Origin of the sequence: Streptomyces sp. NPDC015144 (genome assembly GCF_043079735.1) — a bacterium.
Taxonomy (GTDB): Bacteria; Actinomycetota; Actinomycetes; order Streptomycetales; family Streptomycetaceae; genus Streptomyces.
Map to the genome: position 1 here is coordinate 167,013 of NZ_JBIBUU010000012.1, position 22,045 is coordinate 189,057.

The window sequence follows — 22,045 nt, forward strand, 5'->3', positions numbered from 1 at the left end:
GATCTAAGGGCCAAAACCCCGGCTACGGTCCGGTACGCCCCTGGCGTGAAGCCGCCGTGGCGGCAACCCGCCCTCCGTGGACGGGAACCGGGAACGGTTCAGGCCACTGCGGGGATCGATCCGGCGGGCGGGGACGCCTCGTGGTGGATCGGGGTGTGCGCGCCGGTGAGCGGTACGCCGCTGCCGCCGCGCCGCTCCGCGACGATCTCCGCGACGATCGACAGCGCGGTCTCCTCCGGGGTACGGGCCCCGAGGTCGAGGCCGATCGGCGAGTGCAGCCGGGCCAGTTCGAGCTCGGTGACGCCGGCCTGGCGCAGCCGTTCGTCGCGGTCCAGATGGGTGCGGCGCGAGCCCATCGCGCCGACGTACCCGACCGGCAGCCGCAGCGCCAGCTCCAGCAGCGGGATGTCGAACTTGGCGTCGTGGGTGAGGACGCACAGCACGGTGCGCGCGTCGACCTCGGTGTCCGCGAGGTAGCGGTGCGGCCAGTCGACGACGAGTTCGTCGGCCTCGGGGAAGCGGGCCCTGGTGGCGAAGACCGGGCGGGCGTCGCACAGGGTCACGTGGTAGCCGAGGAACTTGCCCGCCCGGACCAGGGCCGAGGCGAAGTCGATGGCTCCGAAGACGATCATCCGGGGCGCCGGGACGCTCGATTCGACGAGGAGGGTGAGCGGCCGGCCGCAGCGCGAGCCGTCGGCGCCGATGGTGACGGTGCCGGTGCGGCCCGCGTCGAGCAGGGCGCGGGCGTCGGCGGCGGCGGTGCGGTCCAGTTCGGGGTGGCCGCCGAGCCGGCCCTCGTGGCTGCCGTCGGGGTGGACGAGCAGGGGGCGGCCGAGGAGTTCGGCCGGGCCGTCGGTGATCCTGGCGACCGCCGCCGCCGTCCCCCGTGCGGCGGCGGCGAGCGCGGCGGCGAACACCGGCCGCGCGGGGTCGTCCGCGCGGACCGGTGTCACCAGGATGTCGATGACGCCACCGCAGGTCAGCCCCACGGCGAAGGCGTCGTCGTCGCTGTAGCCGAACCGTTCGAGCACGGTGACGCCGTCCTCCAGCGCCTGCCCGCACAGTTCGTACACCGCCCCCTCCACGCACCCGCCGGAGACCGAGCCGATCGCGGTGCCGTCGCGGTCGACGGCGAGCGCGGCCCCGGGCTGCCGGGGCGCGCTGCCGCCGACCGCCACGACGGTGGCGACGGCGAAGTCGCGTCCCTGCCCGATCCACCGGTCGAGTTCCTCGGCGATGTCCAGCACGGCGTTTCTCCTTACTACGGGTGCGCGGAGGGGGTGGGGAGCCGTCGGCCGCTACTTGGCGCCGAGCCAGCTCTCGATCGGGCTGAGCGCGAAGTACACGACGAACACGCCGGTCAACACCCACATGAACGCGCCCACTTCACGGAACCTTCCCTGCGCCGCCTTGATCGCGGCGAAGGCGATCACCCCGGCACCGACCCCCGCGGTGATCGAGTACGTGAACGGCATCAGGGCCACGGTCAGGAAGACCGGTACGGCGACGGAGCGGTCGCCCCAGTCGACGTGCCGGGCGTTCTGCATCATCATCGCGCCGATCACGACCAGCGCGGCGGCGGCGATCGGCCCCGGCACGATCTGGGCGAGCGGGGTGAAGAAGAGCCCGGCCGCGAAGAGCGTTCCGGTGACCACGGAGGACAGGCCGGTGCGGGCGCCCTCGCCGACCCCGGTCGCCGACTCGATGAAGACGGTCTGTCCGGAGGCGCCGGAGACACCGCCGATCGCGCCGCCCGCGCCGTCGATGAACAGCGCCTTGGACAGGCCCGGCATCCGGCCCTTGTCGTCGGCGAGCCCGGCCTCGGTGCCGACGCCGATGATGGTCGCCATCGCGTCGAAGAAGCCGGCCAGGACCAGAGTGAAGACGATCATGCCGACGGTCATGGCGCCGATCTGGCCCCAGCCGCCGAACTCGACATGGCCGAAGAGCCCGAAGTCGGGCAGGGAGACGGCGCTGCCCCGGAGTTCGGGCGCGCTGCCGCCCCACGCCTTGGGGCTGATGTCGGTGACCGCGTTGACGACGACGGCGAGGACCGTGCCGACGACGATGCCGATCAGGATCGCGCCGGGCACATTGCGGGCCTGGAGCATGAAGATGAGCAGCAGGGTGACGCAGAAGAGCAGGACGGGCCAGCCGGTGAGCTGTCCGCCGGTGCCGAGGGTGACGGGGGCGCCCTTGCCGACGAACCCGGCGTTGACCAGGCCGATCAGCGCGATGAACAGGCCGATGCCGATGGTGATGCCGTGTTTCAGGGCCAGCGGGATGGCGTTCATGATGATCTCGCGCAGCCCGGTGACGACCAGCAGCACGATCACCACCCCGTACATCACGCACATGCCCATGGCCTGCGGCCAGGTCATGTGGGGTGCCACCTGGGTGGCGAGCACCCCGGAGACGGAGAGCCCGGCGGCCAGGGCGAGGGGAACCTTGCCGACGAAGCCCATCAGCAGGGTGGAGACGGCGGCGGCCAGGGCGGTCGCCGTGATCAGCGCGGCGTGGTCGAGCCGGTTGCCCGCCGCGTCCGGGCCGGAGAGCAGCAGCGGGTTGAGCAGGAGGATGTAGCACATCGCCATGAACGTGGTGATGCCGCCGCGGACTTCGCGGGCGACGGTGGAGCCGCGTTCGGAGATGTGGAAGTACCGGTCGAGCCAGGATCTTCCGGCCGGGACGCGCGAGCCTGGGCCCGCGTCCGGTGCGCTGGTCCTGGGTTCCACTGAATTCTGGGTCATGATGCCTGACTCCCAAGGTTCACAGGGGCACCCGCGACGCGTCGGTGTGACGCGGGATTTGGGATGTCTGCGCCGGCGGCACGACCCGGGGGACGGCCCGAGACGAACGGTGCGTGCAGAGTGAGGTGGGACACCGTACGGATCGGCGGGCGTCCGTACCCGCCACGGAGGTACGGCGGCCCGCGCGTACGGGTACTGCCGGTGCTACGGGTACCGCTGGGGCGTACGGGTACTGCCGGTGCTACGGGTACCGCTGGGGCGTACGGGTTCGTACGCGGGTACCGCGGACCCCGGGCGGTGCGGCCGGCGGAAGTGTGTCGTTCCCGGTGGGCGCGCACCGCCCGGAGGGTTCAGGAGGAGCCGTGGCCCCCCGCCTCGGGGCGCTCAGGCACCGGTGAGGTGTTCGGGGCGGACCGGCGTCCGGTTGAGCTCCAGCCCGGTCGCGTTCCGGATCGCCGCGAGGACGGCCGGGGTGGACGACAGGGTGGGGGCCTCGCCGATGCCGCGCAGCCCGTACGGGGCGTGCTCGTCGGCGAGTTCGAGCACGTCGACCGGGATGGTCGGGGTGTCGAGGATGGTGGGGATCAGGTAGTCCGTGAAGGACGGGTTGCGCACCTTCGCGGTCTTCGGGTCGACGATGATCTCCTCCATGACGGCGACGCCCAGTCCCTGGGTGGTGCCGCCCTGGATCTGCCCCTCGACGGAGAGCGGGTTGAGCGCCTTGCCGACGTCCTGCGCGCAGGCCAGTTCGACGACCTTGACCAGGCCTAGTTCGGTGTCGACCTCGACCACGGCGCGGTGGGCGGCGAAGGAGTACTGGACGTGGCCGTTGCCCTGTCCGGTGCGCAGGTCGAACGCCTCGGTGGGCCGGTGGCGCCACTCCAGCTCGATGTCGACCGCCTCGTCCTCCAGTACGTCGACCAGGTCGGCGAGCACCTCGCCGCCGTCGGTGACGACCTTGCCGCCCTCCAGGAGGAGTTCGGCGGTGGCCCACGCGGGGTGGTACGAGCCGAACTTGCGGCGCCCGATCTCCAGGACCTGTTCCCGGACGGCCTCGCAGGAGTGCTTCACGGCGCCGCCGGTGACGTACGTCTGCCGGGAGGCGGAGGTGGAGCCGGCCGAGCCGACCCGGGTGTCGGCCGGGTGGATCGTGACCTGGGCGACGCCGAGTTCGGTGCGGGCGATCTGGGCGTGGACGGTGACACCGCCCTGCCCGACCTCCGCCATCGCCGTGTGCACGGTCGCCACCGGCTCGCCGGCGATCACCTCCATGCGCACCCGGGCGGTGGAGTAGTCGTCGAAGCCCTCGGAGAAGCCGACGTTCTTCAGACCGACCGCGTAGCCGACACCGCGCACGACGCCCTCGCCGTGGGTGGTGTTGGAGAGGCCGCCGGGCAGGGCCCGTACGTCGGGCTGCTCGCCGGCCGCCTCCCACTGGCGCTCGGGCGGCATCGGGCGGGCCTTGACCCGGCGCAGCAGCTCGGCGACCGGGGCGGGCGAGTCGACGACCTGCCCGGTCGGCAGCAGACTGCCCTGCTCCATGGCGTTGATCTGCCGGAACTCCACGGGGTCCATGCCCAGTTCGGCGGCGAGCCTGTCCATCTGGGCCTCGTAGGCGAAGCAGGCCTGGACCGCGCCGAAGCCGCGCATGGCACCGCACGGCGGGTTGTTGGTGTAGAGCGCGATCGCCTCGATGTCGACGTCGTCGACGACGTACGGGCCGACGGCGAGCGAGGAGGCGTTGCCGACCACCGCCGGGGAGGCGGAGGCGTAGGCGCCGCCGTCGAGGACGATGCGGCACTTCATGTGGGTGAGCTTGCCGTCCCGGGTGGCGCCGTGCTCGTACCAGAGCTTCGCCGGGTGGCGGTGGACGTGCCCGAAGAAGGACTCGAAGCGGTTGTAGACCATCTTCACCGGCCGGCCGGTGCGCAGGGCGAGCAGGCAGGCGTGGATCTGCATCGACAGGTCCTCGCGTCCGCCGAACGCGCCGCCGACGCCGGAGAGCGTCATGCGGACCTTCTCCTCGGGCAGGCCGAGGACGGGGGCGATCTGGCGCCGGTCGGAGTGCAGCCACTGGGTGGCGATGTACAGGTCGACGCCGCCGTCCTCGGCGGGCACGGCGAGCCCGGACTCCGGTCCGAGGAACGCCTGGTCCTGCATGCCGAAGACGTACTCGCCGCTCACCACGACATCGGCGCGGGCCGCCGCCGCGGCCGCGTCGCCGCGGACGATGGGCTGGCGGTGGACGATGTTGGGGTGCGGTACGTGCCCGGAGTGGTGGTCGTCGCGGTTCTCGTGGACCAGGACCGCGCCGGGGCCGGTGGCGGACGCCTCGTCGGTGACGACGGGCAGTTCGCGGTAGTCGATGCGGATCTTCGCGGCGGCGCGGCGGGCCGTCTCCGGGTGGTCGGCGGCGACGAGGGCCACCGGTTCGCCGTGGTGGCGGACCTTCCCGTGGGCGAGGGCCGGGGTGTCCTGGATCTCCAGGCCGTAGTTCTTCACCGTGCTCGGCAGGTCGTCGTAGGTGAGCACGGCGTGGACGCCGGGGGTGGCGAGGGCCTCCGCGATGTCGATGGAGACGATCTCGGCGTGGGCGACGGTGGAGCGCAGGGTGTGGCCCCAGAGCATCTCCTCGTGCCACATGTCGGAGGAGTACGCGAACTCGCCGGTGACCTTGAGGATGCCGTCGGGGCGCAGGGTGGACTCGCCGATGCCGCCCCTGGTGCGGCTGCCCTGGTTGATGCTGGTGGGATTGCCGGTGACGCCCATGGTCAGACCGCCTCTTCCGCTCGGGCGGCCGCCAGGCGGACCGCGTCGAGGATCTTCTCGTAGCCGGTGCAGCGGCAGAGGTTGCCGGAGAGCGCCTCGCGGATGTCCGCGTCGGAGGGTTCCGGGTTGCGTTCGAGCAGTTCGTCGGCGGCGACCAGCAGGCCGGGGGTGCAGAAGCCGCACTGGACGGCTCCGGCGTCGATGAACGCCTGCTGGATCGGGGAGAGTTCGCCGGTCGCCGGGTTGTCCTCGGCGGCCGGCCGGGCCTGCCACTGCCGGGCCCGGTCGAGCGCGGTGCCGCAGGCGCCGGGGGCGCAGCCGCCGCCCGGGTGCTGCTCGGCGCGGTGGGCGGCGAAGTCGGCGAGGCCCTCGACGGTGACGACCTCGCGGCCCTCCACCTGGCCCGCGGCGACGAGGCAGGAGCAGACCGGCACGCCGTCCAGGCGGACCGTGCAGGAGCCGCATTCGCCCTGTTCGCAGGCGTTCTTCGAGCCCGGCAGGCCCATCCGCTCGCGGAGCACGTAGAGCAGGGACTCGCCCTCCCAGACGTCGTCCGCCTGGTGCCTGCGGCCGTTGACGGTGAAATTGACGCGCATGATCAGGCGGCTCCTTCGGTGCTGCGGCCGTTGCCGCGGTACGACTCCCAGGCCCAGCCGAGGGTGCGGCGGGCCATGATCCCGACAGCGTGGCGGCGGTAGCTCGCGGTGCCGCGCACGTCGTCGATCGGGTTGCAGGCGCCGGCGGCGAGCGCGGCGAACTGCTGGGCGACGGACGGGGTGATGATCTTCCGGTTGTCCCAGAAGCCGCCCTCCTCCAGCGCGGCGTTCAGGAACGCCTCGGCCTCCTTGGCCCGTACGGGGGTGGGGGCGGCCGAGCCGATGCCGGTGCGCACCGTGCGGGTCCCGGGGTGCAGGGCGATGCCGAAGGCGCAGACGGCGATGACCATCGCGTTGCGGGTGCCGACCTTGGAGTACTGCTGCGGGCCGTCGGCCTTCTTGATGTGCACGGCCCGGATCAGCTCGTCCGGTTCGAGGGCGTTGCGCTTGACGCCGGTGTAGAAGGCGTCGATGGGGATCATCCGGGTGCCGCGTACGGAGACGGCCTCGACCTCGGCGCCCGCGGCGAGCAGGGCCGGATGGGCGTCCCCGGCGGGCGAGGCGGTGCCGAGGTTGCCGCCGACGCCGCCCCGGTTGCGGATCTGCGGCGAGGCGACGGTGTGCGAGGCGAGCGCCAGTCCGGGCAGTTCGGCGCGGAGGTGTTCCATGATGCTGCTGTACGGCACGGAGGCGCCCAGGCGTACGTTCTCCCGGCCCACCTCCCAGGCGGACAGCTCGTCGATGCGGTTCAGGTCCAGGAGGTACTCCGGCCGCCGGTGGTCGAAGTTGATCTCCACCATCACATCGGTGCCACCCGCGATGGGCACGGCCGTCGGGTGCTCGGCCTTGGCGGCGAGCGCCTCCTCCCAGCTGGCGGGGCGAAGGAAGTCCATGAGTGGCTCTCTTCTTCTCAATCGGGTCGTTCACTGGGGCGGGTGCGGCCGGCCCCCGGGCTGCCGTCGTCGGCAGTCGGCGGGCCGACGGCGGCCCCGGGTGCGGCCGGCCCCCGGCAGGGCGTTCCTGCTGTGTCGACGCGGTGTGTGACCCAGTACACAAGCCGTGTCCGGCGCGGTGCAGTCACCGAAACCATGAAGGAGTTGGCTGGCCGATCTCCTCGTCTTGTAGATTCGAACGAATGGCGGAGGTCGGCGACCTCGCCGTAATACCCAGTTTTCACCCGCACCAACGAAAGAGATCGGCGGCGACGAGATGCGGCTGCGCGCACTGCTGGAGACCGACGCGCTGGGCCTGCGGCTGCTCGGCGGCGAGGACGAGCTGGACCGTTCGGTCCGCGGCGTGATGACCACCGACCTGCGGGATCCCAGCCGCTACCTGTCGGGCGGCGAGCTGGTCCTGACCGGTCTGGCCTGGCGCCGGGACGCGGCGGACTCGGAGCCGTTCGTCCGCATCCTGGCGGGCGCCGGGGTGTCCGGGCTCGCCGCGGGCGAGGCGGAGCTGGGGGACGTGCCGGACGACCTGGTGGAGGCGTGCGCGCGGCACCGGCTGCCGCTCTTCGCCGTCCATGAGACCGTCGCGTTCGCAACGATCACCGAGCATGTGGTGCGGCAGGTGTCCGGGGAGCGGGCGGGCGATCTGGCCGCGGTCGTGGACCGGCACCGCAGGCTGATGACCTCCGGCCCGGCGGGCGGCGGGCCGGAGGTGGTGCTCGATCTGCTCGGCTCCGACCTCGACCTGCACGCCTGGGTCCTCTCCCCCACCGGCCGGCAGATCGCGGGCGCGGGCGGCACGCCGCTGCCCGGGCCGGTCGGCGCCGCGCTGGCGGGCCACCACCTGGCCGCCACCCGCACCGGCCGCCGCGCCCCGCACCGGGCCGTGGTCGACGGTGCCACGTATTCGCTCTTCCCGATCCGGAACACCGGCCGCGGCGCCCAGTCGGCGTCCCTCGACGTCCGGGAGTCGGTGCTCTCGGACTGGCTGCTGGCCGTCGAGGCGGACGCCGGGGACTGGCCGCCGGCCCGGCTGGACCTGCTCCAGGGCGTCACCCAGCTGATCGCCGTCGAACGGGACCGGCGCGACGCGGCCCGTACCGTGCGCCGCAGGCTCGCCCAGGAGGTCCTGGAGCTGGTCCAGACGGGTGCTCCGCCCGCCGAGATCGCCGCCCGGCTGCGGGTCGCGGCCCCGGTGCTGCTGCCGGGCCTCGGCTCCGCGCCGCACTGGCAGGTGGTGGTGGCCCGGGTCGAGTGGGGCGGGGCCCAGGAGCGGCCGGGCGCGGGCACCCCGGCGGGCCCGGCCCACGGCGTCGCGGGCGGCCCGGTCGCCCAGGCGCTGTTGGAGGAGATCCTGGTCGACCCGGCGGTCACCGGCCCCGATTCGGCCGACCGGATCGCGGTCGCCCATACGGGTGAGGAGGCGGTGGCGCTCGTCCCGCTGCCCGCCCTCCCTGCCGCCCAGGACGGTGGCCCGGACGCGGCGCGCGACGGGGCACCGGCCGATCCCGCGCTCCACGCCGACGCGCTGCTGGCCACCGTCCGCGAGCCGCTCACGGCCGGTCTCGCCGAGGACGGCCGGCTGACCCTGGGGGTCAGCGCGGCGGTGCACTCGCCCGAGGGGCTGCGCGGCGCCCTGGAGGAGGCCCGGCACGCGCGCCGGGTGGCGGCGGCCCGCCCCGGCCGGGTCTGCGCGGCCGGCCACCACGAGCTGGCCTCGCACGTGCTGCTGCTGCCGTTCGTCCCCGACGACGTGCGCCGTGCGTTCACCGCACGCCTGCTCGACCCGCTGCGGGACTACGACCGGCGCCACCGCGCGGAGCTGATCCCCACCCTGGAGGCGTTCCTGGACTGCGACGGTTCGTGGACCCGGTGCGCGGCCCGGCTGCATCTGCACGTCAACACGTTGCGCTACCGGGTCGGGCGAATCGAGCAGTTGACGGGGCGCGACCTCGCGCGCCTGGAGGACAAGCTCGACTTCTTCCTCGCCCTGCGTATGAGCTGATTCCGGCCTCCGTCACGGCAGTTGGGCCCTCCCACCGTTTGTGAAAACTTTCACCTGAGATCGAACGACCTCTTGGCCGGGCGCCCCGATCCGTGCTGAGATTCCGCCCAGACCCAACACAGCTCGATGGCGCGCTCGGGGAGGGCAACGGTGGCGCATACCGCCAGGTCTGGTTCCGGAACGACAGCAGATGACGATCCGCCGCTCCAGACAGCGGTATGGCGGCTGCGGTCACGCGCCTGCTGGACGGATGCCGCGGCCCTGCTCGAACCCGCGGCCGCCACCGATCCGGCCGCGGCCCTCCAGCGCACCGCCCTGCTGACCGAGCGGTGCCTGTACACCGGCCAGGGCTGGACGGACGCCGAGGACGCGCTGCGCGGGGCGGAGGCGCTGGCCCGCGAGGACGACGAGCGCGGCGCCGCCGCCTGCGAGCGCGGCCATCTGGCGTACGCCTCGACCCTCCTGGGGGTACGCGACCGGGCCGACGAGGCCAGTGTCGCGCTGAGCAGGGCGGCCGCCCTGCTCGCCCCGTCCGCGCCCGCCCGACCGCTGCTGGACTTCCGGCGGGGCCTGATCGCCCAGAACATCGCCGACTCCCCGCAGGCCGCCCGCGCCGCGTACCGCAGGGCGCACGCCGGGGCCGCCGCCCGGGGGGACGCGCTGCTGCTCTCCTCGACCTGGCGCCATCTGGCCCTGCTGTCACTGCGCGAGGGCGAGCTGGCGGAGGCCCGGCACGGCTTCGCGGAGTGCCTGCGGATACGGGAGGAGCTGGGCTATCTCATCGGTACGGCCCCGGCCCTGATCGCCCTCGCGGACACCGAGCCGGAACCGGAGCTGGCGGGCCGGCTGCGCGTCGAGGCGGGCCGGCTGTTCCGGCTCCTGGGGGGCGTGCCGACCTGGCTGGCACCGCATCTGGACCCGCCCCCGCCCGAGGCCGCCGGGGTGAACTGAGCACGGGGGCCGGGGCGAACTGAGCACGGGGGCCGGGGCGCCGGGTCAGCCCCCCGCGCCGGTGAAGTGCTCCCGGACCAGCGACTGCACGACGGGCAGGTCCTGGGCGATCAGCGCGTCGAGCAGCGCGGTGTGTTCGGCGGCGTCGGCGAGCAGGTCGGCCCGGCGGGTGGCGGGGCCGTCCCGCAGCGGCCACTGCGAGCGGCGGTGCAGGTCGTCCGCGACGGCCACCAGTTGCTCGTTCCCGCAGAGCGTGAGGACGGCGCCGTGGAAGGCCCGGTCGGTCTCGGCGTAGCCCGCCCGGTCGCCGATCGCGGCGGCGGCCACCGTGGCGTCGGCCAGCGGCCGCAGGGAGCACCAGGTGCCGGGGGGCACGGTACGGGCCAGCCGCAGCATCACCGGGACCTCGATCAGGGCCCGCACCTCGGCCAGCTCGGCGAGTTCGCGCGGCTCGCGCCGGGCGACCCGGAACCCCCGGTTCGGCACGACCTCGACGGCTCCCTCGACGACGAGCCGCTGCATCGCCTCGCGCACCGGTGTGGCGGAGACCCCGAACCGGGCGCCGAGGGCCGGGGCGGAGTACACCTGGCCCGGCTCCAGCCGGCCGTCGACCAGGGCCGCGCGCAGCGCCTCCAGGATCTGGCCGCGCACCGAGTGGCGCCGTACCGCCGGGCGCGGGGCGGGCGGCCCGTCGTGGTCGTGGGTGTGCTCGCCGCGCGCCTGCTCGGGAACCCGGACGGGGGCCGGTCCGGTCGCGGGCACGGCGGTTCCGTGCGTCGCCCCGCCTGCGCCGCCCTGCTCCACTCGGACCTCCCCGGCCGTGCCGTTCCGGCACGGCTCGCGTGCGCCGTGCCCGGTGTGCACGATAGGCGCAGGTAGCCGCAGTTCAAACATCGTTCCGGTCGGGTAAGGTAAGGCTAACCTGCAAACGATCGTGATTCGGTGGTCCTTGCATGACCCTCTCCACCCTGCTCCCCGGCACCGCGGCATCGGCCGTGACGGACGCGTACGCCCGTCTGGCCGAGGTCTTCCCCGGCCTGCGCGCGCAGGTGCTGGCCGACGGCGAGTCCGCCCCCGGCGGCGCGGGCTGGGTGGGTGCGGCCGAGCTCGCCGGGGGCGGCGCGGCCTTGGACGCCTTCCTCGCCTGGGACCACGAGCAGGTCCTGCGGGACTACGGCCAGGAGGCCCGGCCGGACGTGGTGGCCAGCTTCGGACTGCACCGCTACGCCTGGCCCGCCTGCCTGCTGGTGACGGTGCCGTGGTTCCTGCACCGGCGGGTGCCCCGGATCCCGGTGGCGGACGTGGCGTTCCACCGGGCGCTGGGCCGGATGACCCTGCGGGTGCGGGAGTTCGCCTGTCTGCCCGACGACCCGGCCGCCGCGCTGCCCGGCGCCCGGGTGGTCGCCGACGAGACGGCGCTGCGGGCCGAGGTCCTCGCCGCGGTGGCCGGTCATCTCGGCCCGGTGCTCGACGGTTTCGGCCCGCGGATGCGGCGCGGCCGGCGCGCCCTGTGGGGCATGGCGACCGACGAGGTCGTCGAGGGGCTCTGGTACGTCGCCCACCTGCTCGGCGAGGAGCGGCGCGCCATGACCGAGCTGGAGGCGCTGCTGCCCGGCACCACGAAGCCGTTCGTCGGCACGGCCGGGTTCCGCGAACTGACCGGGCCGGGCGGCGAGTCGCTGCCCACCCGCGACCGGGCGAGCTGCTGCCTCTTCTACACGCTGCGCCCCGAGGACACCTGCGTCACCTGCCCACGCACCTGTGATGCCGACCGGGTACGGAAGTTGACGTCGGCTCCCTGAGCGGCATCCCCCGCAGGCGTGGTGGAATTCGAACCCGATTCCCTTTCCTCGCAAGGCGGTTCGAGTCGGTCCCGGTCTTCCGTGCGCAGCGCCGACCCGATGGCGTTCTCTTGGGCCGAAACCCCCTGTAAGCGAACGGGTTTGGGCAATCATGGCGCCCGAAATGCCCTAACGCTACGCAAGGGACCGCGCATGAGACTGACCGACATACCGCTGAACTGGCTGCTTCCGGGCGCCGTGCTGCTCGTGGGAGTCCTGGCGGCGATGGCGGTGGTCGCACGCGGCAAGCGCGCCGCTGACGCATCCGCGGCCGACGACACCTGGGAACGCAGCGAGGAGCGGCGCCGGCGCAAGGAAGCCCTGTACGCCACCGCCTCGTACGTCCTGCTGTTCTGCTGCGCGGCGGTCGCCGCCGCACTCTCCTTCCACGGGCTCGTCGGCTTCGGCGAGCAGAACCTCGGCCTCTCCGGGGGCTGGGAGTACCTGGTCCCCTTCGGCCTCGACGGCGCGGCCATGTTCTGTTCCGTGCTCGCGGTGCGGGAGGCCAGCCACGGCGACGCGGCGCTCGGCTCCCGCCTGCTGGTGTGGACGTTCGCCGGCGCCGCCGCCTGGTTCAACTGGGTGCACGCCCCTCGCGGGATCGACCACGCGGGTGCCCCGCACTTCTTCGCGGGCATGTCGCTCTCGGCGGCCGTGCTCTTCGACCGGGCCCTGAAACAGACCCGCCGGGCCGCGCTGCGCGAACAGGGCCTGGTGCCCCGTCCGCTGCCGCAGATCCGGATCGTGCGGTGGCTGCGCGCCCCCCGGGAGACGTTCGGCGCCTGGTCGCTGATGCTCCTGGAGAACGTGCGCACCCTCGACGAGGCGGTCGACGAGGTGCGCGAGGACCGGCGGGAGAAGGAGCAGAACCGTCTCCGCAGGAAGGACCAGGAGAAGCTGGACCGGGCCCACATCAAGGCCCTGAACCGGCAGAACCGGGCCTGGCACCGGGTCGGCCGCGCCGCACCCGCCCCGGTGGACGTCCAGGCCCTCACCACCACGGCGGGCTCCGGGCCACCGGCCGTGGAGCCCGCCATATCCGAGCCGGGACAACTGCCCCTGCGTCCCCGGCCCTCCCTGCAGGCCGTGGCGGGTACGGGCCCGGGTACGGGTCCGGCCGCCGCCCCGGAACGGAGCACGGATGAGCCCGTCACCGTCGACCTCACCGCCGAGGACGACACCCAGGCACTGCCCCGGCTCGACACGCTGGAGCAGAAACTGAAGGACCTGGAGCAGCAGTTCGGCTGAGCCCCGGCCGATCCGCCACCGGAAGGCCCTGACGTCCCGGCCCCCGCCGGCCCGTCAGGGCCTTCCGCCGTCCAGTTCGAACCAGACGACCTTGCCCAGCGCCTGCGTGCTGACCCCCCAGGCGTCCGCGAGGGCCTTCACCAGGAGCAGCCCCCGGCCGTGCGTACCGTCGTCGGCGTCCGGTACGTGCGACTGGGGCAGTCCGGGCACGAAGTCCCGCACCTCCACGCGCAGTCCGGAGGGGGCCACGCTCGCGGTGACGACCGCGCCGTGCGCCGTGTGGATCAGCGCGTTGGTCACCACCTCGCTGAGCAGCAGCTCCGCCACTCCGGCCGACTCGTCGGGCCATCGGTAGCGCAGGAACTCCCGCAGGGCCCCGCGCACTTCGCTGACGGCCGCCAGATCGGCGTGGGCCAGTCTGCGGCGTAAGGTGACCGCACTCCGGCCCCGCGTCGCCGGGCCCCTCGGCGCCCCGCCCGTCATGGATCCGGATTCTCCCTGACATCCCATCGGCTCCCCCGCCCGCACAGTGAACCGCCTCCCGTCTCCTTGTCGGCGGCCGTTGGTCGTCGACCGCCGTTCGTCGTCCTTGCCCGGAACATGTCCACGGGATGCATGCCCCGCTGACAGGCCGTCACGCTTGTCGATTCATCAACAAGTGAACAGAGGCTCGTAGTCGACCGGAGAGACCTCGGACATTCGATCGACACAATTCCTCCTCCCGGGTTAACTCCCAAAAAATTCACATCGGTCGCCGTTGACGCCGCCCTGTCTACGCGCGTCATTATGGTGGCTATGCGCATCCCCCCACGGATCACCACGCTCGGCGGCGCAGCCGCCCTTCTGTCCGTCCTCCTCGTCGGCGCCCCGGCCGCCACGGCCGGCGCCACGACCGCCGCACCGGTCGCCGCCTCCTCGCTCTCCTCCGTCGCCTCGGTCGGCAGCGTCTGCTACTCGGCGCTGCCCTCGCAGGCCCACGACACCCTGGACCTGATCGCCGAGGGCGGTCCGTTCCCGTACTCGCAGGACGGTGTCGTCTTCCAGAACCGGGAAGGCGTCCTGCCCAGCCAGAGCACCGGCTACTACCACGAGTACACCGTCATCACCCCCGGCTCCCCGACGCGCGGCGCGCGGCGGATCGTGACCGGCCAGAAGACGCAGGAGGACTACTACACCAGTGACCACTACGCCACCTTCCGTCTGATCGACCAGGGCTGCTGAGCCCCGGTCCTCGGGACCGATCCGCGCCGCAGCCCCCCACCTGCGGCGCGGATCACGCGTGCGGTGCGGCGGGGCGGGCCGTGTGTCCGGCGGCTTGTACGCTCCCCCCATGACCGTGACGTATGTGATCGACGGCGCCCGGGTCACCGGTCTGGACCGGTTCTGGGACGTGATCGGCGAGGCCGTGAACGGTACGGGCGGGTACTTCGGCCGCAATCTCGACGCCCTCGCGGACTGCCTGCACGGGGGCATGGGCACCCCCGACGACGGCGACTACGTCTTCGAGTGGCGGGACCACGCGGCCTCCGCGCGGGCCCTGGGCCACGAGGAGACGGCCCGGCAGCTGCGGCAGAGCCTCCAGCGGGCCGATCCCACCCACCGCGCGGTGCTCCGCCACCGGCTCGACGAGGCCCTCGCGGGCCGCGGGCCGACGCTCTTCGACCGGATCGTGGAGATCCTCCGCGCCGAGGGGCCGGGGGAACTGCGGCTGCGGTGAACTCCGGCCGCGCCCCCGGGAAGCGCGACGGCGCCGGTCGGCCGAGCGGGAACATCACTCGGCCGACCGGCACCGCGGGGGTCGTGGGGATCAGAACTCGGTGGTCACCTTGGCCCCGTCGAAGGCCTCGTTGCCGTAGAGGCTGATGTAGTGGTACCCGGGCGCCGGGTTGTTGACGGTCAGGGTGTGCGCGTTGCCCGCGCCGGCGGCCTTGTCGGTGTAGGCCCCGGTGGTCGCCCACCCCGTCGAGCTGTAGTAGAGGTCGGCGTCGCCCGTGCCGCCGGAGGCGGTGATCTTCAGCTGGGTGGTGCCGGCCGGGATGAGGACGGCCAGGTAGGCGTAGTCGCCCTTGACGGCCTTCAGCCCGCTGCGCATGCAGTTCTGGCCCAGCATCCGGACGTCGGCGTCCTTGCACTCGGTGAGGTCACCGGGCGGGGTGGTGGAATCGCCGCCGCAGGCACCGGCCGCACAGGCGGTCAGCCAGGTGTTCCAGTCGGCGTCGTACCGGCTGCCGATGGTCGAGGTGAGCAGGGTGCGGGCGCCGTTCCAGTCGCCCTTGCGGTAGAGGCCGAGCAGGGTGTCGACGTCCGAGCGGTGCGACTCCAGCATGTAACGGACGGCCAGGTAGCCCCAGTTGTAGACCCGGGTCTGGTCGGCGTTGTCGTAGGTGGTGTCGAACAGGGTCCGCAGGGTGTAGGTGCGGTTGGCGGCCTGGGCGATGGCGTCGTCGTAGGCGACCTTGCGGTACGAGTAGGAGACGTACTCCGCGAAGCCCTCCACCCACCAGACGGTCGGCGTGGTCATTCCGGCCTCGAAGTCGCCGTACATGTCGAACCGGCCGTCGAGGTAGTGCGTGTACTCGTGGTTGAGGTTCCAGATCTGGAAGTCGGGACGGGCCCACTCGGCCTCGTAGGCGATGAACCGGGGGGTGTTCCCGGCGGCCTTGGGGTCGCCCTCCAGGTACATGCCGCCGTTGTTGGTGTCGATGCCGAAGATCACGCCGGCGTAGGTCTGGTAGTCGCTGCTGGAGTTGAAGACCACGACCTCGATGGTCTTGTTGTTGTCGTCGGCGACCGGGCCGTTGTCCCGGGCCACCTGGTGGAAGTAGGCGTCCTGGTTGCGCAGGCTGGTACAGCTCGCGTCGAGCTCCGCCTGGTTCATGTCCTGCGCCCGGATGGTGATGCTGTCGCTACAGGTGAACCGCACCGGCAGGACGGACTTCTCCAGGCGCTCCGCGAGGTTGCAGGCGCCGTACTTGGCGCAGTTGGCCTTGTCGAAGGCGTCGACCATCATCGCCAGGTTGACCCAGAGCGGGGCGGTGGAGTTGTCCAGGGAGCTCTTGCCCATCAGGTCGACCACGAGCGGGCTCGCCTTGGCGCGCAGCGAGTCCTCCTTGAGGAAGCGGCCGAGTTCGAGTCCCGCGTTGGCGGCCAGGAACGAGTTCTTGGTGCCGAGCAGGTCGAGGTGGTTCGCGGCGAAGTCGCGCAGGGAGTTCAGCACGCTGGGGTCGGCCTCGATGGCGCTGACGAACTCCGGCACCTGGTGACCGCGGAACATCACCGTGTACACGCTGTTCACGGCGTTGACCATGTACCACGAGCCGTCGTACGACGCGTTGTAGTCGGCCAGCATCTTCTTGACGACGTTCAGGTAGCGGGCGTTCTGCTCGGAGCTGTCGATCAGGATGATCGCCTCGGAGAGGCTCTCGCCGTTGGCGTCGGTGACGTCGTAGGCGTGCGAGGAGTTGAAGAATCCGTCCAGCGCGCCCTGGATGGCTGTCTTCAGACGCGGGCCGTACGGGCCGACGGTGTCGGGGTCGTAGTACTGGACGTAGTAACCGGCCCGCAGGAAGAGGATCAGCTGCGGCATCCCGGTGCTGCCGTCACCGGGGTACGAGGCCGAGGCGTCGCGCATGGCGTCGGCGACGGTGACCATCTGGTCCTCGCGGAAGGCGTTGTAGCCGTCCTGGCCCTGGAGCTTGAAGAGCGTGTTGACGCAGTCGGTGGTCGCCGCCTTGACCTTCGCGACCAGGGCGCTTCCGGTGTTGTTGGTGAAGTCGGTGACGTTGCACGCGGCGGCGGCCCTGCCGGACGCCTTGAGACCGGCACCCTTTGCGGCCTTCATCGAGGGCGCCGGGTGGCTCGGGAGCGCGGCGGCCGGGTCGTCGTAGTCCCGCCTGAGCGCGTCCTTGGACGCGGACTGCGGAGGCCGGTCGGCGGCCTCGAGCGCCGATCGGTCGCTGTGGACGGGGTCGCCGACGGGTGCGGTCAGCGACTCGGCGGTGGGACCGCCGGGGGTCCCGGTGCGGGGTTCCGCCTGCCGTCCGGCGGCCTTCACGGCGTGGGGGGCCGTGGCCGAGGCCACGGGGGACTGTCCGGCGGCCTGGCTCGGCGCGGAGAGCATGCCCACGCCCAGGCATGCCGCCAGGACCGCCGTGGACAGTCCAGCTATCTTCTGACGAACCCTCAGGTTCTTCACGTGCCGCCTCCCAGCGGAGTGGTGGCCGCGCGACGAGGCGCGGCTGTGGGGGAATGCGAGGGTGCCGGTGGGGCCCGGCCCGGACCGCCCACGTCGTGACATGGACACAACTTCCGTTCCCTTGCGCGCTGTACAATGGCACATGTCACATGTCCTTCGGAAGCCCTCTCACGCACATTCATCTGCGCGCCAACTTCCGCCCCCCAGCACGGACCCAGGGATGCGGCACCGCTCGATCCGGTCGCCACCACCGCTCTTCCGGCCGGGCCCCGCCTCCCGACAGCACCCGGCGCCCCGTACCCGGGCCCCGGCCGAGCCCCGAGGAGCCATGCCCGTGTCCCGTTCCTTCTCCGCGCCCAGCACCGGAAGCCACGATCTGCCGGTCTCCGCCGCACTGGACGCCTTCATGAGCACGGCCTGGGCGGACACCCCCGTGCGGCCGGATTCCCGCGTCCCCTCGCACGGGCTGACCCCCGCCCGCCGCGCCCGGCTGGCCGCGCGCTTCCCCGGTGAGCGGCTGGTCGTCCCGGCCGGGGCCCTGCGGGTCCGCTCCAACGACACCGACCACCGCTTCCGGCCGCACACCGGATACGCCTGGCTCACCGGCCTCACCGGCGAGGACCAGGCCGGACACGTCCTGGTCCTGGAGCCGGACGGCGACGAGCGGCACGAGGCGGTGCTGTACCTGCGGCCCCGCTCACCCCGTACCGGCCGGGAGTTCTACCAGGACCGCAGGTACGGGGAGTTCTGGGTGGGCCGCCGGCCGGACCTGGCGGAGGCCGCCGAGCTGACCGGGCTGCGCTGCGAGCCGCTGGAGGACTGGGAGAAGCTCTTCACCGGGCCGCAGCCGCCGGTGCGGGCGCTGGGCGGGGTGGACCCGTCCGTCGACGAACTCCTGCGCTCCCGGCGCCCGTTCCCGCTCGGACGCTCGGCCCCGGCCGGGCTCGAAGCCGTGCTCAGCGAGCTCCGGCTCGTCAAGGACCCGTGGGAAATCACGCAGTTGCAGCTGGCCGTGGACGCGACGACGGCGGGCTTCGAGGACGTCGTACGCAGCCTGCCGCGGGCGTCGCGCCATCCGCGCGGGGAGCGCTGGGTCGAGGGTGTCTTCGATCTGCGGGCCCGGCTGGAGGGTAACGGGCCCGGGTACTCCACGATCGCCGCGGCCGGGGCACACGCCTGCGTCCTGCACTGGATCCGCAACGACGGCCCGCTGGAGGACGGCCAACTGCTGCTGCTGGACGCCGGGGTGGAGACCGATGCGCTCTACACCGCCGACATCACCCGCACCCTGCCGCTCTCCGGCCGCTTCTCCCCCGTCCAGCGCGGTGTGTACGAGCTGGTGCTCGCCGCCCAGGAGGCGGGCATCGCGGCGCTGCGGCCGGGGGCCCGCTTCCGGGACTTCCACCGGGCGGCCATGCGGGTCATCGCCGAAGGGCTGCACGAGTGGGGTGTGCTGCGGATGTCCGCGGACGAGGCGCTCGCCCCGGAGAACGGCTTCCACCGCCGGTACACGCTGTGCAGCAGCGGCCACATGCTCGGGATGGACCTGCACGACTGCGCCCGGGCACGGGCCGGCGCCTATCTCGACGGCCGCCTGGAGCCGGGGCAGGTGCTGACCGTGGAGCCGGGGCTCTACCTCCAGCCCGACGACGAGACGCTGCCGCCGGAACTGCGCGGCATCGGGGTGCGGATCGAGGACGATCTGGTGGTCACGAAGGACGGGGCCCGGCTGATGTCGTCGGCGCTGCCGCGCACCGCCGACGGGGTCGAGGAGTGGATGGGCGCACTGCTGGAGAGCCGGGCCTGAGGCCCGTCCCGCCCCTCCCGGCCCCGTCCCGGCGGGGCCGGGAGGGCGGTGCCGGACCCCGCGGTCAGGCCTTGGCCACCCGGGGGCGGTCGACCTCCGCCCCGTCGGGGTTCTCCTCGGCCCAGAGGTTCCTGACGTGGGACATGTGGCCCAGCATGCACCGCTCGGCGCCCGCCGCGTCCCCCGCGATCAGCAGGTCCAGCAACTGGGCGTGCTCCTCGGCCGACTGGACCAGCAGCCCGGACGCGTCGAGCCGGTTCAGCCCGAAGAGGCGGGAGCGCTTGCGCAGATTGCCGACCTCCTCCACCAGACGGCGGTTGCCGGCCAGGCCGAGCAGTTCGAGGTGGAAGCGGCGGTCGGCCTCCAGGTAGCCGAGTATGTCGTGCTCGGCGGCGGCCTCGACGATGGCCCGCGCGAGCGGCCGCAGCGCCTCCAGCTCCGCGGTCTTCCCCATCCGGGCGATCCGGCCGACGGTGGGCACCTCGATCATGACCCGGAGCTCCGTGAAGTCGTCCAGGTCCTGTTCGGTCAGCTCCGTCACGCGGAAGCCCTTGTTGCGCACGGCCTCCACCAGGCCCTCGCGGGCCAGGTCGAGCATGGCCTCGCGGACCGGGGTGGCGGAGACCCCGAAGTCGGCGGCGAGGGCGGGGGCGGAGTAGATCACGCCGGGACGGAGCTCCCCCGAGATGAGGGCCGCCCTGAGGGCGTTCGCCACCTGGTCGCGCAAGTGCTCCTGCGCGGAGATGGCGTTGAGCGTCGTCAGGCGGGCCATGTCTGCATCCTCCAGCACCGTGCGGAGCCTCAGGATACAATGTCACGTTTCCATGGACGCCCGATGTCCCCGGTCCGTGCCCATCCGTCCACTGTGGACGCCCTTCCCACCGATCTCCCTGTTACGGGGCGGAGTTGCGGTGCACCGCCTCCGCGACGGCCAGGTCCTCCCACCCCATGCCGACGCTCTTGAAGAACCGGGGCCCCGAGGAAGCGGCCGGAACGCCGCCCGGGACCCGGCCGGTGACCAGGTCGGACAGCCCGCCGACGATGTCCTCTCCGGCGAACACCCCCTCCGCCAGGGGGATCAGCAGATCGCCCGCACCCGCCAGCACCGCCGTGCGGGCCTCGACGAAGACGGCGGACCGGGCCACCAGCGCGCTGTCGACCTCGCGGGCGTCCGGGGTGTGCGAGCCGACCGCGACGACCGTCGCCCCGTCCGGCACCAGGGCACCGTCGAAGAGCGGAGTGGCGGAGGCCGTGCAGCAGAGCACCAGGTCGGCGGTGGCGACGTCGGCGCCGTCCGCCCGCCCGGTGCCGGCCTCCACGCCGCGCCGCCGGGCGTACCCGGCGAGCTCCTCGGCCCGCCGCGCGGTCCGGCCGGTCACGGTGACCCGTTCGACGCGGCGCTCCGCCAGTACCGCGTCGAGGTGCCCGTACGCCTGCGGCCCCGTGCCGAAGAGCACCAGGTGGCGCACGACGGGACCGGTGAGGTGGCGGATCGCCAGCGCGGAGACCGCCGGTGTCCGCAGGGTGGTGAGCGCGGCCCCGTCCAGCAGGGCGAGGGGCAGCAGGGTGGCCCCGTCGAGCAGGAGGTAGCTTCCGGTGATCCGGGGCAGGCCGCGCGCCGGGTTGTCGGGGGCGACCCCGGCGATCTTCACTCCGGTGACCCGCCGGGTGGTGGCGGGCATGATCAGCAGCTCTCCGCCGGGCACCGGGAGGTGGTGGCGGGGAGGGACCGTCTCCGGGTCCAGCCCCCCGCCCAGCGCCGCCTCCAGCGCGTCGGCCGCCGCTCGCGGTCCCAGGGCCGCGATGTCGTCGGCGCCGAGCAGGGGAAGGTTCACAGCAGAAATCCTTCGGGGAAGGGGTCGGACGGGTTCAGGAAGAATTGTGCGGTACCGGTGATCCAGGCGCGCCCGGTGACGGTGGGCACGACGGCCGGGAGCCCGCCCACGGTGGTCTCCTCGACGAGCCGCCCGGTGAACGAGGTGCCGATGAACGACTCGTTGACGAAGTCCGCGCCCAGCGGGAGTTCGCCGCGCGCGTGCAGTTGCGCCATCCGGGCGGAGGTGCCCGTGCCGCAGGGCGAGCGGTCGAACCAGCCGGGGTGGATGGCCATCGCGTGCCGGGAGTGGCGGGCGTCGGAGCCGGGTGCCAGGAACTGGACGTGCTTGAGGCCGTGGATGTCCGGGGCCTCCGGGTGGACGGGCCGGCCGGTGGCGTTGACCACGTCCATCAGGGCGAGTCCGGCGGCCAGGATGTCGTCCTTGCGCGCCCGGTCGAAGGGCAGCCCGAGGTCGGCCAGCTCGACCATCGCGTAGAAGTTCCCGCCGTAGGCGAGGTCGTAGCGCACCGTCCCGTACCCGGGCACCTCGGCCGTCCGGTCCAGCGCGACGCTGAACGCCGGGACGTTGGTGAGCGTCACCGCGGTGGCCTCACCGTCCTTCACCCGTACGTCGACGGAGACGAGCCCGGCCGGGGTGTCCAGCCGTACGGTGGTGACGGGTTCGGTGACCTCCACCATGCCGGTCTCCACCAGCACGGTCGCCACCCCGATGGTGCCGTGCCCGCACATCGGCAGGAAGCCGGAGACCTCGATGTAGAGGACGCCGAAGTCCGCGTCCGGCCGGGTGGGCGGCTGGAGGATGGCGCCGCTCATCGCGGCGTGGCCGCGCGGTTCGTACATGAGCAGGGTGCGCACGGCGTCGCGGTGCTGCTGGAAGTGGGCGCGCCGCTCGGCCATGGTGGCGCCGGGGATGGTGCCGACGCCACCGGTGATGACCCGGGTCGGCATGCCCTCGGTGTGCGAGTCGACGGCGTGGAAGATGTGACGGGTCTGCAAGGCTCCCCCTGGTTCGTCACGGCGGACACGAAGAAGATCACGGGATCACGGGATCACGGCGGGCGGCACGGTCCGGGCCGGCCCGTGCTGGGCCGGGCCCGGA

Annotated in this window: 18 protein-coding genes; 7 read left to right on the plus strand and 11 right to left on the minus strand. The window is 72.9% G+C overall.

Annotated elements, in window-relative coordinates; translation table 11 throughout:
- Positions 1-98: 98 nt before the first annotated feature.
- The 5 genes from ACF08W_RS21355 to ACF08W_RS21375 all read right to left on the minus strand — a co-directional run bounded on the left by ACF08W_RS21355 (position 99) and on the right by ACF08W_RS21375 (position 7,008).
- Positions 99-1,247, minus strand: a complete 1,149-nt coding sequence (locus tag ACF08W_RS21355; RefSeq protein WP_385206231.1) for an XdhC family protein — start codon at positions 1,245-1,247, stop codon at positions 99-101.
- Positions 1,248-1,298: 51 nt separating this feature from the next.
- Positions 1,299-2,750 carry an NCS2 family permease gene (locus ACF08W_RS21360; RefSeq protein ID WP_385206228.1) on the minus strand — a complete coding sequence of 484 codons (1,452 nt, stop codon included), beginning with the start codon at positions 2,748-2,750 and terminating at the stop codon, positions 1,299-1,301.
- 384 nt (positions 2,751-3,134) lie between these two features.
- Positions 3,135-5,519 carry a xanthine dehydrogenase subunit D gene (gene pucD, locus ACF08W_RS21365; RefSeq protein WP_352272921.1) on the minus strand — a complete coding sequence of 795 codons (2,385 nt, stop codon included), beginning with the start codon at positions 5,517-5,519 and terminating at the stop codon, positions 3,135-3,137.
- Positions 5,520-5,521: 2 nt separating this feature from the next.
- On the minus strand, positions 5,522-6,115 hold the full coding sequence (locus ACF08W_RS21370) for a (2Fe-2S)-binding protein (protein ID WP_385206224.1): 594 nt from the start codon (positions 6,113-6,115) through the stop codon (positions 5,522-5,524).
- A gap of 2 nt (positions 6,116-6,117) precedes the next feature.
- Positions 6,118-7,008 carry an FAD binding domain-containing protein gene (locus ACF08W_RS21375; RefSeq protein WP_385206222.1) on the minus strand — a complete coding sequence of 297 codons (891 nt, stop codon included), beginning with the start codon at positions 7,006-7,008 and terminating at the stop codon, positions 6,118-6,120.
- A 316-nt stretch (positions 7,009-7,324) separates the two neighbouring features.
- Between ACF08W_RS21375 and ACF08W_RS21380 the strand changes: the two genes are divergently transcribed.
- Positions 7,325-9,067 (plus strand): PucR family transcriptional regulator, encoded by a 1,743-nt coding sequence (locus tag ACF08W_RS21380; RefSeq protein WP_385206219.1) that lies wholly within the window; start codon positions 7,325-7,327, stop codon positions 9,065-9,067.
- A 150-nt stretch (positions 9,068-9,217) separates the two neighbouring features.
- Positions 9,218-10,018, plus strand: coding sequence for a hypothetical protein (locus tag ACF08W_RS21385; protein ID WP_385206217.1), 801 nt, complete (start codon positions 9,218-9,220; stop codon positions 10,016-10,018).
- Between the two features lie 45 nt (positions 10,019-10,063).
- On the opposite strand, the gene ACF08W_RS21390 is transcribed toward ACF08W_RS21385, so the two are convergent.
- Positions 10,064-10,822, minus strand: a complete 759-nt coding sequence (locus ACF08W_RS21390; protein WP_385206214.1) for a GntR family transcriptional regulator — start codon at positions 10,820-10,822, stop codon at positions 10,064-10,066.
- A gap of 149 nt (positions 10,823-10,971) precedes the next feature.
- Between ACF08W_RS21390 and ACF08W_RS21395 the strand changes: the two genes are divergently transcribed.
- Both ACF08W_RS21395 and ACF08W_RS21400 read left to right on the plus strand, forming a co-directional pair.
- Positions 10,972-11,820: a (2Fe-2S)-binding protein gene (locus ACF08W_RS21395; RefSeq protein WP_385206211.1), complete on the plus strand. Its 849-nt coding sequence runs from the start codon at positions 10,972-10,974 to the stop codon at positions 11,818-11,820.
- 192 nt (positions 11,821-12,012) lie between these two features.
- The gene (locus ACF08W_RS21400; RefSeq protein WP_352272928.1) at positions 12,013-13,107 is read left to right on the plus strand and encodes a DUF2637 domain-containing protein; all 1,095 of its coding nucleotides are present in this window, start codon (positions 12,013-12,015) and stop codon (positions 13,105-13,107) included.
- A gap of 54 nt (positions 13,108-13,161) precedes the next feature.
- On the opposite strand, the gene ACF08W_RS21405 is transcribed toward ACF08W_RS21400, so the two are convergent.
- The gene (locus tag ACF08W_RS21405; protein ID WP_392280241.1) at positions 13,162-13,524 is read right to left on the minus strand and encodes an ATP-binding protein; all 363 of its coding nucleotides are present in this window, start codon (positions 13,522-13,524) and stop codon (positions 13,162-13,164) included.
- A 378-nt stretch (positions 13,525-13,902) separates the two neighbouring features.
- Here ACF08W_RS21405 and ACF08W_RS21410 point away from each other — a divergent pair, with 378 nt between their 5' ends.
- Positions 13,903-14,328 carry a ribonuclease gene (locus tag ACF08W_RS21410; RefSeq protein ID WP_385206208.1) on the plus strand — a complete coding sequence of 142 codons (426 nt, stop codon included), beginning with the start codon at positions 13,903-13,905 and terminating at the stop codon, positions 14,326-14,328.
- Between the two features lie 109 nt (positions 14,329-14,437).
- Complete coding sequence (locus ACF08W_RS21415) at positions 14,438-14,824, plus strand: barstar family protein (protein ID WP_392280192.1); 387 nt, start codon at positions 14,438-14,440, stop codon at positions 14,822-14,824.
- A gap of 90 nt (positions 14,825-14,914) precedes the next feature.
- On the opposite strand, the gene ACF08W_RS21420 is transcribed toward ACF08W_RS21415, so the two are convergent.
- Entirely contained in the window at positions 14,915-17,302 is a 2,388-nt protein-coding gene (locus ACF08W_RS21420) for a collagenase (RefSeq protein ID WP_392280193.1), read from the minus strand.
- Between the two features lie 328 nt (positions 17,303-17,630).
- On the opposite strand from ACF08W_RS21420, the gene ACF08W_RS21425 reads away from it, so the two are divergent.
- On the plus strand, positions 17,631-19,109 hold the full coding sequence (locus ACF08W_RS21425) for an aminopeptidase P family protein (RefSeq protein ID WP_392280194.1): 1,479 nt from the start codon (positions 17,631-17,633) through the stop codon (positions 19,107-19,109).
- A 64-nt stretch (positions 19,110-19,173) separates the two neighbouring features.
- On the opposite strand, the gene ACF08W_RS21430 is transcribed toward ACF08W_RS21425, so the two are convergent.
- The 3 genes from ACF08W_RS21430 to ACF08W_RS21440 all read right to left on the minus strand — a co-directional run bounded on the left by ACF08W_RS21430 (position 19,174) and on the right by ACF08W_RS21440 (position 21,942).
- The gene (locus ACF08W_RS21430) at positions 19,174-19,881 is read right to left on the minus strand and encodes a GntR family transcriptional regulator (RefSeq protein WP_352272933.1); all 708 of its coding nucleotides are present in this window, start codon (positions 19,879-19,881) and stop codon (positions 19,174-19,176) included.
- A 121-nt stretch (positions 19,882-20,002) separates the two neighbouring features.
- A complete protein-coding gene (locus ACF08W_RS21435) occupies positions 20,003-20,944 on the minus strand; it encodes an ornithine cyclodeaminase family protein (RefSeq protein ID WP_392280195.1) in 942 nt (313 codons plus the stop codon).
- Positions 20,941-21,942: a proline racemase family protein gene (locus ACF08W_RS21440; protein ID WP_385206193.1), complete on the minus strand. Its 1,002-nt coding sequence runs from the start codon at positions 21,940-21,942 to the stop codon at positions 20,941-20,943. Before ACF08W_RS21440 ends, ACF08W_RS21435 begins: the two co-directional genes overlap by 4 nt.
- Between the last annotated feature and the right edge of the window lie 103 nt (positions 21,943-22,045).